The 13,467-nt window shown below is 42.3% G+C and carries 9 protein-coding genes; 1 reads left to right on the forward strand and 8 read right to left on the reverse strand.

Translation table 11 applies throughout. The features are described from left to right. Nucleotides 1-165: 165 nt before the first annotated feature. From IEY34_RS17685 to IEY34_RS17695, 3 genes are all read right to left on the reverse strand, one after another. Entirely contained in the window at nucleotides 166-321 is a 156-nt protein-coding gene (locus tag IEY34_RS17685) for a hypothetical protein (RefSeq protein WP_189013552.1), read from the reverse strand. 70 nt (nucleotides 322-391) lie between these two features. Beyond that, nucleotides 392-2,086: an S-layer homology domain-containing protein gene (locus tag IEY34_RS17690; RefSeq protein ID WP_229757707.1), complete on the reverse strand. Its 1,695-nt coding sequence runs from the start codon at nucleotides 2,084-2,086 to the stop codon at nucleotides 392-394. 12 nt (nucleotides 2,087-2,098) lie between these two features. Beyond that, nucleotides 2,099-4,540 (reverse strand): hemoblobin-interacting domain-containing protein, encoded by a 2,442-nt coding sequence (locus IEY34_RS17695; RefSeq protein ID WP_189013554.1) that lies wholly within the window; start codon nucleotides 4,538-4,540, stop codon nucleotides 2,099-2,101. Between the two features lie 258 nt (nucleotides 4,541-4,798). Here IEY34_RS17695 and IEY34_RS37565 point away from each other — a divergent pair, with 258 nt between their 5' ends. Continuing rightward, nucleotides 4,799-5,725, forward strand: coding sequence for a methyl-accepting chemotaxis protein (locus tag IEY34_RS37565; protein ID WP_189013555.1), 927 nt, complete (start codon nucleotides 4,799-4,801; stop codon nucleotides 5,723-5,725). A 366-nt stretch (nucleotides 5,726-6,091) separates the two neighbouring features. On the opposite strand, the gene IEY34_RS17705 is transcribed toward IEY34_RS37565, so the two are convergent. The 5 genes from IEY34_RS17705 to IEY34_RS17725 all read right to left on the reverse strand — a co-directional run bounded on the left by IEY34_RS17705 (nucleotide 6,092) and on the right by IEY34_RS17725 (nucleotide 13,152). After that, nucleotides 6,092-9,190 carry an S-layer homology domain-containing protein gene (locus IEY34_RS17705; RefSeq protein ID WP_189013556.1) on the reverse strand — a complete coding sequence of 1,033 codons (3,099 nt, stop codon included), beginning with the start codon at nucleotides 9,188-9,190 and terminating at the stop codon, nucleotides 6,092-6,094. 125 nt (nucleotides 9,191-9,315) lie between these two features. After that, complete coding sequence (locus IEY34_RS17710; RefSeq protein ID WP_189013558.1) at nucleotides 9,316-10,446, reverse strand: response regulator; 1,131 nt, start codon at nucleotides 10,444-10,446, stop codon at nucleotides 9,316-9,318. Beyond that, nucleotides 10,443-12,239, reverse strand: a complete 1,797-nt coding sequence (locus IEY34_RS17715; protein WP_189013560.1) for a sensor histidine kinase — start codon at nucleotides 12,237-12,239, stop codon at nucleotides 10,443-10,445. Before IEY34_RS17715 ends, IEY34_RS17710 begins: the two co-directional genes overlap by 4 nt. A gap of 162 nt (nucleotides 12,240-12,401) precedes the next feature. After that, nucleotides 12,402-12,752 (reverse strand): NINE protein, encoded by a 351-nt coding sequence (locus tag IEY34_RS17720; RefSeq protein WP_189013562.1) that lies wholly within the window; start codon nucleotides 12,750-12,752, stop codon nucleotides 12,402-12,404. A gap of 67 nt (nucleotides 12,753-12,819) precedes the next feature. Then, nucleotides 12,820-13,152 carry a TM2 domain-containing protein gene (locus IEY34_RS17725; RefSeq protein ID WP_189013564.1) on the reverse strand — a complete coding sequence of 111 codons (333 nt, stop codon included), beginning with the start codon at nucleotides 13,150-13,152 and terminating at the stop codon, nucleotides 12,820-12,822. Between the last annotated feature and the right edge of the window lie 315 nt (nucleotides 13,153-13,467).

The following is a 13,467-nucleotide window of genomic DNA, read 5'->3' on the forward strand; positions in this document are numbered from 1 at the left end:
AAATATAAACCTTATTATAAATTTTTTTGAATTTTCTCCTAGTCGGCATGTGCTCCGTAAAGGTGAATCAGCCGCTAAGGAGCACAATGCCTTATCATGTCATATATTTTGCAAAGCTTCTGCACCATTTCGCCTAAAACTGCTCGATAACGCCATCTCAGTTCATTAGATCGCCAAAGTAGCCATTTTCTCGTCTATAAGCATCATCCAGTTCATTAAAGGTGACAGAATGATTGTGCCGGGGCGGCGACGGGGCTCAGCGGCACGGCCGCTATAAGTAAAGGAGCTAAGCGTGTACAAGCCGCTTAGCTCCTTATTCATTTCAATCTAACTGTCCCACAAATCCACTTTGTCACTTATGGGACAGCCTCCTTTTTCACTTAGCCATATGCTAGTTGATAAACTTCGCATATTGCAGCAATCTTTTGAGCATAACAGCAGCTTGAGCACGACTCGCATTAGCCGAAGCTACGAACGTCGTATCCGTCATCCCCGAAATAATCCCGGCTTTCACCGACTGCGAAACCGAGGCTTTCGCCCAATCGCTGATTTGCGAGTTGTCTGTAAACTTGTTTAATAGCTCCGGTTGGCTATCCACAGTTAGGCCCGCGGCGCTTAGCGCTTTGGCAACCATGACAGCCATTTGCTCACGGGTAATCTGTGCATTCGGTTGGAACGTGCCATCTTCATAGCCGCTTACCAGCTTACTCTTCACAGCCGCACCAATAGACCCGGCATACCAATCTGTTGCTTGGACGTCCTTGAACGAAGCCGCTGAGGGATCAGCGGTCAAAGCCAACGCACGCACCAGCAGTGTTGCAAACTCAGCACGCGTAATGGCATGGTCTGGAGCAAATTCCGAATCAGTTGCACCGCTAACGACCAACTTGGAAGCTAGCAGTTCAATGTCGGATTTGGCCCAATGGCTTTTAACATCATTGAACGTTTTGCTGGATGTAACAACACCATAGATGCTATTACCGTTCCTTTTAATTGTCACTTGTTGTTTGCCTTCCGCATTTTCTCCGAACACACTTGGTACGAAGGAAATTTCTTGTTTGGTTGGATCATAGAGGACACCTGTGGACGTCTTAGGATCTACAGTACCTGTATAGCTGATGCTGCGATTCACATAATTCGTTCCGAATTCCTTCAACTCTTTGGTTTGGCCATTTCCTTCGGCAACGATGCTGAAATCAACAGAGTGGCCTAGGCTGGACGCTCCCTTTTTACCGGCACTCTCTTGAATTTGCTTCTCAAGATCATTGCCAGCAACGCTAATATTCACATGAAACGTTACTTTGGAGCTGTCTGTCCCTAGCGAACGTGCAATTTCATCAAAATTCAGCACATTAAGGGGCAAGAAGTACGACTCCTTATCGGAATAGATGCGAATTACAGCATTTGAATTCTTCATGCCTTCGATCAAAACTGAGGCCGGAAGGGAAACATTGGTAGTGCCATTAGCATCGATATTGCCTATTTTAATAGCAATGATAGGTGTTTGTTCTGTCTTGCCTTGCTCTTTGAGCTGAACGAAAGCATCGCTCAGAAATTTATTGTCAATGGAGACAGCCGTTGTCACTTTGCCATCTGGGCCTGTCACTTTGTTGGAAGTGATGGCGCTAGAATGGATTTGGACGTTGGCTGGGGTCACGGTGTTGGCGGCTTGGCCGCCGCCTCCGCCACCACCAATACTACCGCCTCCGGCTGGTACACTAACCACAAATTCCTGCGTCGCAATAGAATCTGCTTGTCCAACAACAACTTTATATGTCCCGACTGTTTCGCTGCTGGCTAACGTAAACGATCTAGAAAACTGTCCGTCTTTTACCTTAACAATATCGTAGAACAGCGTGCTATTCGCTGGACGGAGCACTTGAATAATCACTTCATCCAGTGTTGACGTTCCCGAAACGGCAACAGAACCACCAGGTTGAATAGCTGATATCTTATTCAATGTCACTGCTGCTGCACTAGTTGCGAATACGGCAGCCGGCAGGAGTGATAAACAAAGCGTTAAAATTAAAAGAATACTTAACTTGCGTATTTTCACTTTTGCGTTCCTCACTTTCGCTTTAACCATTTTTTTCAAAAATCAATCTTCTTCATTATTATTGTTATTCCCGTTAAGCAGGGCTTGATCGAACTCATACTGCGTTTTTACTGTTGCTAGATTTAATCCGATATTGGTTGAACTATTGCTATACTGGCTAACGACAAATGCTTTTACGGTATAATTCGTATTCGTCCCGGCATCCGCAACATTAAAATTACCTGAATATATTCCTGTACCCATTTTTAAATTAGATGTGAGAATACCTACTGGACTTGATCCGTTAAATAACTCAAAAATAACCGTTTGGTTCCCAATACTATTATTATCATAGGCATTATTCAACACATTGATCGTAGCAGTAATTCCGTTTTCTACCGTAACTACCGGTGCAGTCATATAGAAAATTTCAGATGATTTATAAGCGTAGCCTTCAAAATACTTGGTGCTGTAACCTTCAGCATCGATATAAACTTTATAGGATTGTCCCTCTTGAAAGACACCTTTGGCAATAGTAAGTTTGCCTGCCGATAGGGAATACTCGGAGCTAGTCAATTCTCTATACCTTCCCAAGTTTCTATCATATACATTGACTACTCTTACTTTGGCTCTCCATGCATCATTTTCAACAATTACAAACTCACTTGTTGTATTACTTAACATATAACCTTTAATTTCAGGAGTGTTATAAGCAATGACTTCGTCTAATGCCTTATTGCGATTTGCATCATATTTATCACTAACCACATCTGCCTCAACTTTGACTTTTATAGAGCCTTGTTTAATCGCATTGTGAAAGAAGATATTTATTTTATTACCTTGAACAGAAACAATATCTAGCGGATTCAAATCTGTGTAAGTTAACCCATTATCTAATGAAATTGTAATTTTCCCATGTAATTGACTTTTTCCGTTCACAAGCGTTTGATCCACTAGATTGTCATTCCAGTTATTTAGATTGAACGCTAAACTCAACCAACGACCATCCTGCGAAAAGTACCCTTGCTTAAGAGCTAAATTTTGTCTACCCAAATAAACCCAGTCGGTGTTAATATAACTAGCCATTATATTTCCTGAAGCATCTTTAACGTAATTGGAATTAAAATTAAAATAGAATTGTGAGCCAGTCAATGGAGCTGCAAAATGAATGATTGCCTTATGGCCCGAGAACGTTACAGCTGTATCGGAAGGAAGATTTTTGCGCCTACCATTATTATACCAATCAACATTTAGTAAAAAATTAGGAATGTCATCTCTAGCAATGAAGACATCTTCATCAAAAATAAGTGTTAAATCTTGGGGATTTAAAAGACTGGCATATAAAAATTTAGGCATTGTAGTATCTTTCGGGTTAGGGTCTACACCCCCAGCATTCGCTTGGAATACAGCCGTTAATCTATCGTCACCCTGCATATTGCCATAAGAATCTTTAAGCGTATTTCCACCTATAGAAATTTGATTGCTTACACCTGAGAGAGCCTCTGCAAAATGAATAGTTAGTTTATTACTAGTCGTGGATACTCTATCTTCAGCAACTAATCCTTTATTATTTGAGCCGTCGCCTTTATATAAATGAATACCGCCTTTTAAATTGGATCCATTTGTGTTTTCATAAATATCCTTATCAAAGGTAATCGTTACATCATGATTGTCGCTGCTAACTCCTGCACTTTGGATGATTGGAGGGCTAACGGGTAGAGACATTTCCTGATTAATATTACCTGCTGCGTCCTTTATAGTACCACTAGCAAATTTGATAATCGTGTTGGCGCCTAAAATAATTTTCATTTCTTTATCGTATTTTAAATAAATGGTTCTTGAATTAATTTGACGTGCTTCACCTATTTCTAAGAAGGGAGAGAAGCTCACACCATCTGTTGAAATACTCAATTTACTTTTTAAGAATGCTTGGGTTTGGTCACTGTTTGAGTCGTCTGGAGCATTAATAAAGAGATCTTCATCAAAATTCAAATTTACGTATCTGCCTTGATTACCAGAAGACGAACCAATAAATGCAGGCGCAGTAATATCACGCGCGGAGATATTGGAGACGACCACGTTGGTGTTTGAGGCAATTCCATCTTTATTCATTAAGGAGCCTGCTTTTACATTAATGGCATTGGTTGTACCTGTTAACGCAGTGCCTAATGTAATGATCAATTTGCCATCTACCATAGTAACTGCGTTGTTGCCGTTATCCACGGAAAGATCAACGAATGAGTTGACGCCGGAACGCCCAATTTGAATCTTTGATTTTAAATCTACTAAATCGGTAGTCGGAGTCGCATACGTATTAAATGTAACTGTTACCGTTGTATTATTATTGCTTACACCCGCTGATGCCGAAGTAATTGCCGTAGGCATTGTTGCATAACTTCCTGTAGGTGAAACCGTGATAACCGTCATGACGGCTACTACGACCGCCATCATTCTTGATAAAAAACCTAGAAATCCTGACCTGCTTATTCCATTTTTACTTCCCATCTGATTTCTCCACTCCTAATATAGTCATGTGTAATTACTAATCTACAAATAGTCTATCAGATCCCAATGACGGCAAAATGACAAACTCCGACAGCATTAAGGCACATTTCATTTATTTGGCAGAAATATGGCTCATATCCGAATAAAGCGCATAAATATTGACGAAATATGTAGAAATCCCACTATCTACTTGGTCTCATTTCACCTATACTTATTTGAGAAGGTTTGTCAATAAATAGGTTAAAGGAGTGAGATAAAGTGATACTAGACAACATAATTTCCCACGAAAGTACTCAGGTCCTAAAAGAAAAATCCGTACTAGCTGCACTGGAGCAATCGTTGGCTATGATTGAGTTTAATATAGAGGGAGATGTGCTTTGGGCGAACGAAAACTTCGCGCAAGCGATGGGCTACCAAGTAGCCGAGCTTACCATGATGCACCATCGGGAGTTTTGCTTGCCTGAATATGCCCAAAGTTCGAAGTATAGGGATCTCTGGCATAACTTAAGAAATGGGGTTAAATTTCAGGAGAAAATTATTCGTGTGGGGAAAAACGGCAGGGCTCTATGGCTGGAAGCAACCTATATGCCTGTTTACAATGATGAGGGGCAGGTTGTTGCTGTCTTGAAAGTAGCTACAGATATTACATCGCGGGAAGCAGCGGCTACCCAAGTGAGGAACGAACTGCAGCAAATGGCTGAGAATCTGCTTGCCCGTACCGAGGCGGGAATCCAACGAAGTCAGCAAGTAGCATCCACCATTGAACATGTAGTTAAGGACAATGAGAATAACTTGAACTCTCTGATGAACCTTGAACGTCAGACCAAAGTCATTCGCGGCATTGTTCAGACGATTCGGGATTTTGCCTCACAAACGAATCTACTCGCATTGAATGCGACAATTGAGGCGGCCCATGCCGGTGAGCACGGACGTGGTTTTAACGTTGTGGCAACGGAAGTCCGGAAGCTTGCTCAGAATGTTCAAGAAGCTATTAAAGAAATTCAAATTACGGTGAACGCTATTTCTGAACAGGTTAGTCAGGTCAGTCTTGGCACAACAAACTCCCAAAAGGCAATTATCAATAGCCAAAATCAAATCCAACAAGCTGTTGACGCGTTTACCGACATTGGTGAAGCTGCGGAGAGTTTGGATGCCCAGGCTAAAACTTTGAGCGACTTGATTTAAGGATTACTACAGAAGGGGCCCTCCCACAAGATAAAGACCCCATAGGCAAGAGATCCTTAGGCAAGACTCCTCCCTCGCTTACGAACTCAATAACCTTTATTTGACCAAAATTGTGCATTTGAAAAATCTAATGAATTCCAGATGCGTTATTCCATGCAAATGATCATCTTTCCGCCTAAAAGCTACTCGATAACGCCTATTGAGTTCAATAGATCGCCAAAGCAGCCGTTTTATCGTCTATAAGCATCATCCAGTTCATTAGAATGACAGATCGATTAGGCGGTGCTCAGCTTCAAAGACAGTTGCGGTGGACGCCAAAAAAGAAGCTAAGCATGTACAAGCCGCTTAGCTCCTTTTTCATTATCGTTATCTGATTGAACCTAAAAGAGTATTTAATTCTGGATTAGCTTGCAATACGTGCAGCAATATGGTTAAAGCTTCAGCTCTTGTAGACTGTTTGTTCGGTGAGAACAACCCGTTGCCCATTCCGCTGATAAGACCCGCGGAAGCGGCCGCTTCGATCTGTTCTTTGTTCCATACGCCATTAATGTCCGTAAATGCAGATGTTGTTGGCACGCTGCCTGCTGCTTTAATCGTTAGCATTTTACTGATCATAGAAATAATTTCAGCCCGCGTAATTTCTCTATTGGGCTTAAATGTACCGTCTTCGTACCCAGAGATGATTCCGCTCGCGGTTAAAGCATTAATGGACGATTCTGCCCAATGACCCGAGGCATCGCTCAGTTTATTACCAGAACCCGAAGTCGTTAAATTGAATACTTTGGCAAGAATAGTCGCAAATTCTGCGCGTGTAATGCTTGCATTAGGACGGAAACTACCATCCGCGTACCCATTAACGACTCCAAGTTTAACGAAAATAGAAACCGTCGAATCTGCCCAATGGGAAGCTGTGTCTCTAAATTTAACATTAGGAGTTGTCTTCGTTTCTTCTATTTTTTTGTTGAGATTCGCTAAAACTTCAGTAAGTTTAACGACGGTATCGTTGAGCTTAACTTCTGGTTTAGTTTCCGGTTTAGGATCTGGTTTAGTTTCCGTAACAGGTGGAGGTGTGGGAGCGCCGCTGCCGCTGCCGTTACCATCATCATTTGATGACGAGGAATTCACCACTGTAACAACCGCACTACCCTGCATAGCTGCATTCTCGACAGATGTTGCCTTTACCGTTACAGTACCCGCCGAAATCCCCTTCAGCAACCCTGCGCTAGTAATGCTAGCATTCCCGGTTCCTTGACTAACCGTCCAGATAATATCGGCGTTTGTTGCATTACTAGGTGCTATAACTGCATTCAATTGCAGTGTATTGTTTACATATACAGTATAAGTAACACCGCTAACCGTGATACCTGATACAGGTACAACCAATGGACCGTTCTCTCGCCATTTAGCATATAAAATAGTATCGCCTGTTATTGTAAATGGCGCGCCTGCTGCATAGCTAGTACCGTTGCCATCCGCACTTGTATTCCATCCTGCAAAGGTAAAGCCTTCCTTCACTAAGTTCACAGCTTGGCCATAAACATTAACCGTTACTCCTTTATAATAGGAGCTGTTATCAGTCGGTGGCGTTCCACCCGTACTGCCGTTCCCGTTGTAGTCTACAAACAACTGTACATTTCGCAAATAAGGATATCCGTTATTTCGCGACGCATGTATCCCCCATATGCTTGCAAAGTCCCAATGCACGTAGGTTTGTTGTGACTTCATTGCTTCGGTTGTTACTCCGGTTCCTTTCCCGGTATCTGTTCGGCCTGTTGTCTGGATGTTGTAGAAGCTATCCATGATTTCAGTTCCAGAGTATGGTGTCAAGCCACCTAGATTGATAGGACTACTATTAGGAAATCCTTGCACACTACCAATGGCATAGGAATTGCTAATAGTTCCATTATTAGATCCAGTTAAACCACCAATCCCATAATATCCATACGCACTTCCTGTAGCATAGGAGTTATTAATGCCTCCATCACTACTGTTGCTTCCTACTAAGCCGCCCGCCGTATAATCACCACTTACATTAGCGCTTGAGAAGCTGGTACTTACCATCCCCTGGTTTTCACCAACCAAGCCACCTACTGTAGAGCTCCCCTTTACACTTCCTGAGACAGAGCTTTTACCAATGGTTCCGCTATTGTAGCCAACCAAGCCACCTACTGTAGAGCTACCATGTACTTCTATATTTTCTAAAATGATATTGTTTAGCTCACTATTCGAAAGCGTCACTCCGAAAAGCCCTATGTAGCTATTTCCAGAACGACTAATTGTTAAATTCCTAATTGCAAATCCATTGCCATCCATGTTTCCTTGAAATCCTATATCATCATCACCGATTGGCAGCCAACCGCCATCAACATCTGGGAATGATGTAATGTTAGCTGTCAATTTATAATAATAGTAGGCATCCAAATGATTTCTAACCTCATTAAGCTGCTCAGCATTTGCAATTTGAAAAGGATCTTCGTGCGTACCTGATCCACCAGCAAAGGCTACTGGAGGCGGTTGAATCGTCATTATCTTAGATCCAGAAGTTGCTGTTCTGTCGTTTGCAGCTGCCTTTACGATCACAGTACCCGCAGAAGTACCTGTCAATACACCATTTGCATTAATGGTAGCCGCACCAGTGCCATTTTCTACCGACCAAGTGACAACCTTGTTAGTTGCTTCTACAGGTAGTATTCCTGCACTCATAGCTAGCGTGTCTCCTACTTTTAAAAAAGAAACATTGCCGCTGGTGCCTATATCAATAGCAGTCACAAGATTAGTTCCTGTATAAAAGGGATCATTGGAAATTAACTTAGAGCCAGAATACAAAGAAATAGGTTTGGAGTGAATATCACTAATATTGGATTTAATCATGAAAGTCACTACTCCGTCGACTGTATACCAGGAATATCCTTCGTCTACGGTGTTCCTCCGTGTATAAAAGTTTCCATTATTCTTATCATCGGGATCTGTATTGAAGAAAGTTAAACTTGAATCTGCTGAATGAGCAAATATTTCCGTGCGATCACCGCTAGGCTGGCCATCCACATCATAAACCGCAAAGGTTACATTTACGTATTCACCAGAGGTTTCTGGTTGTTTAGCTAACTTGACATGATTTGCCGCATGTACAGGTTTTCGTGCATCAATCCCGCTCACGTCTAGAGTTCCCCATGAATTTTGGGAATAGGAGTAATCCGGAACCCAGCTCACTATACCATCACTAACGTATCCACCTACAAATGTTTTTCTCCCCGTATTATTTACTGTTACTGCAGATGCTCCTGCCGTGTAAGGTGCTTGAGCTATGCTTCCATCAGAAAATCTGACAAATAACTGCTCGGAGTTACTAAGCTTATCACTCGGAAAGTTGAATGTTATTGAACTCAGGATACTCACACAGCCACTTAACACAATCAACAGAATAGCCGAAAGTACAAATAAACTCCGTAATGAAAATCGTTTCATCGTTATTTTCTCTCCCTCTATTTATAATACCATCACTATACCAAACCCCAATGACGGCAAAATGACAAACTTCGACAGCAAAAAAAGCCCATCTAAGATGGACTCCTCTTCCTCAAACTCATATATTACAACCCCGAAAGCAACTGTGTATACAAATCGGCAGCTTCGTGAGACGGCTTAATACCGATTTCTCGCTCAAGTGTCTCGGCATACTGCGCATATTGCCGGATCAGCGCTTCTTTATTTTCTTGCAAAGCCAAGGCCTTCATCAGCAGAAGGAACGATTCCTCGTTCAGTTCGTTGCTCGTCATAAGCTTGGACAACAAGCGGATGGCCGCTTGCGCCTCTCCCTTGTTCAACAAAGCGACACTTAGACGCTGGGTTAAGGAAGTATACATTAACGATAGGCGTTCGATTTCATTCCAGGCCCATCCGAAAGCACGGTCACCGAACAGATCACCCACATAGAGCTGCTCAAGCTCAAGCGCTTGTTCAAGATTCGTCTCATCTACGACAGCAATTTGTCTGCAACCTTCTTCGAAGGTCGAGAGGTCCACTTTCACATGATTTAAACTAAGTGCGTAATGATTGCTATCCGAATACAAACTCTCCTTCAGTCCAAATGCCTCTAATACCTTGCGGAGCTGATAGGCGGTGGTATTCAGGTAAGTTTCGGCATTTTTTTGCGGCATTTCGCCAAACATATCTTCAATTAGCCTTGCTCTAGATACTAATCGTCCTTTGTGCATAACTAGATAGCCAAAAAGCTCCGCGCTTTTACTTGATTTCCATTTGGCCCTCACACCCATTGTACTTTGAATATCGATACCACCAAAGCAGTTGAACTGCACTTCATTCAAAGTAGGCTCCCGCTTTTCGTGGAGTAAACGTTTTGAATATTTGTCATCCAAAGCTCTTTGAACCGTCTTGAAAAGCCTCTCCTGCTCAACTGGCTTCACAATATAATCAAAGGCAAAGACATCGAAGGCAAATAGCGCGTATTCTTTGTGAGAAGTAATAAAGACAATATTTGTTTCTCTGCCGCTTGCCCGTAAGCGCTCAGCGAACTCGAGACCATTCTCTCTGGGCATACTGATATCTACAAAAACGAGATCCACCTCTTGGTTCATCAAGAAGGAAAAGGCTCCAGCCGTCTCCAAGAAACTCCCGACAATTTCAATGTCCGGATATCTGGCTAGCATTCTTTTCATAATTAAATGCATCGCCTTCTCATCATCTATAAGAATAACCTTCATCGCTGTCCTCCTCTGGCTGGTGGTTGGGTTGGGGCCTCAGGAGGGGTCGGGATGGAGAAATAGAAGGTGCTTCCTTGCGCAGGCGCACTGTCAAACCAGATTTCCCCACCATTTAAACGGACGAATTCTCTGCATAACGTAAGTCCTAGACCAACGCCTCGCTCCCCGGCCGTACCCATTGAAGAGATAGGATAGAACTCCTGAAGCAGCGTACTAGCTTGGTCAGTTGGGATTCCCTCTCCTGTATCACTGACAGAGACAATAATTCTATCCTCTGCATGCTCGGTTCGCAAACGAATCGTACCGCCAAGTTCTGTGAATTTGATGGCATTAGAGAGGAGGTTTCGAATAATTAAATCTAGCATTTCTTTATCGGCATACACATACGTATCTTTTGGAATTTCAGAAATAATCTGTATCTGCTTACTCTCACTGCGAACATGCAATAATCGCAAACTAGTCTGGACCGCTAAGGCAAGGTCCCTTTCCACTGGATTAAAAATCATTCCCCCCCTTTGACTTCGAAACCAATCCAGCAAACTTTCTACTAAAATGAAAGTATTCTGAATTTGCTGACCCATTTCACGAACGATCTCCTCATGATCCCCGTTACAATCCTGCATGTCATCTTCCATTAACTCCATCAGGTTGATAAGTACGGCTAGCGGATCGCGAATATCATGGGCTACTACATTAAACATTTTATCTTTAAAAGTATTAAGTTCACTTAACTGCCTAGCGTTATCACGCAGCCTCTCTTCGGATCGTACCACTTCCGTTACATTGCTGATTAAGATCATTTTACCTGCCGGCTTGTGTTGAATATCTGTAATGAAAGACATATGAACATTATAAAACTGCTCGTCCGTTGATCCCGCAAGTTGAATTTTACTAGCCATAGAGGGGCCTTGTACGATCTTCGCAAGCAGCACAGGGTAGGAGTTGAATAACTGAACGGCAGGCTGTCCAATCCATTGATGGCTGAGACCTTGAATGACACCAACAGCAGATTGGTTGAAGCTCGTTAGTGTGTTATCCAGATCAAACACCATAACCGCGTCCTGCATGGAGGCGAACACTTTTTGGAGCGCCAACGGGGCTAATCTTAGCATATTAAATTGATAAATCCCCCATAGAAAGAATACCCCGGAGAAAATAAATCCGAATGGCGATATATCGATTGGCATGTAGATAATGCCGCATAAATAGACGAGCGTAAAGCCGTATGGTCCCCATGATCCGATGATCATAAAGGCGATTTGCTTCTTCATACGAGGGGTAGCTTTGAAAAACATTTGGATTAGAAATACCATACCTACTACAAAAAAAGAATAAGAGTATAAGACATGAAGCATGTATAGTGGCCCCTTCTCCAAGACAGCCAGCGGGAACCCTTCTGAATAATCTAAGGTCATGCTTTTATAAAATAAATGATGCCACTCATTCGTATTATGGGAGATGAAGGTAATCATTGGGACTATCATGAGAAAACCAATAACCCATTTGTTGATATATTTTTGTCGACCTGTATATTGCAGAACGAGAATAAACCAAAGGATGGTGCCGAAAGGAATACCAATATATTCAATTCTTAGCCAGAACCGGATCTGATCTAACGTCGTACTAACAATTTCAAAAGCATAACCGAATGTGTAAAACGCGCCCGTCAGCAAGCCGAGACCATAGCTAATCGCGATCGGAAGCTCTCTTCTCTTCCAAGAAAGGTAAGTAATAACCAAAGAGCAGCAGGTTGCCGCCATTAATAATACAGATAAATACGAATTGTAGCTCATAGATGACTGCCCCCGTGCAGATAGTAAACGATCGTTCTGCACCTCTATCTTATCAGAGTTTTCAAGTAACATGTAAGAAAATATATCATCTAATATCCGCCCTACATACAAACGAAAAGAGAGACAGTCTAAAACCAGTGACGGTTTCGTACTGCCTCAACTCTATTCATTTTCACTCAGCCCTTTGATCCGGTAAATCACATTCCGTTCCTGTTCATGGTTCATGGTTTCGATGCGCTTGTTGAGGAAAAAGGCATCGATCCAACTCCACAGCAGAGATCCGCTTAATAGACATATTGAAAGCCATAACAGAAAGTAGCTAAACGCTTCAATATCTGTGTATACGGCTAACAGTATGATGCCTAGGGTTGGAACAATCGTCGTCGCAAACATGATGCTTGCGTACAAATAGTTCTCTGTATAGAACCTGTGTGCTCCAAAAAAATGCAACCCTGCCCATAGGCCCCAAACAATTTCCTTGGATTTCCTCTTCTTGAGTAATTCCGTTTCCAAAACGCCAAGCTCTTCCAGAGTTAAGGTGCGTAATAGGTTTAGGTTATCCATTGATTATGCGTTCAACCTATCCTGCAGCTACTTTTGAATTAGCTTTTGCATGACTGAGCAGACGAATTTCGGAAAGAATTTCATTTTCAATTCTTTCGTTCGTATCTCTGATCATGCCGGATAATAGGAATAGATCAATTAATGTCCAAATTCCCAAACCACCCAGTGTGAGCAACATGGCAACCCCTGTTCCAACTTTGCCCAGATAGAAACGGTGACCCCCGAAACCACCTGTAAAGAACCAAAGCAGCCAAGCAATACCACCTGATTTTTGTTTCTTGCTCATTTCGGATGCTAGCAACTGAAGCTGCTCCGATGTTAAATTTTGCTTTTGCAAAAGTGACGACATGTTTCGACCTCTTCTCTCAATAATGGTTAAATTATACAACGTAAATTCTACATATAATATCAACGTTTGATTAAATTTGATAAATTTTTCACAAAGATTACCTATTTATCACCTACTTATACTACCAAATACCTAGTACACCAGTCGATCCAGAAGGGTACGACCGTAATACAAGCCTAATCCCTTGAACGATATGTCTCCGATTCCAACCTCATTCATACATAAAGAACCCCTCAGTTCCGTGATGGAATTGAGGGGTTTTCACCAACGTAGGACTGCCCCCGAGGTTTTCAGCCATGGGGCAGCCCTCGCGGG

The sequence above is a fragment of the Paenibacillus marchantiophytorum genome, from assembly GCF_014640555.1.
Taxonomy (GTDB): domain Bacteria; phylum Bacillota; class Bacilli; order Paenibacillales; family NBRC-103111; genus Paenibacillus_E; species Paenibacillus_E marchantiophytorum.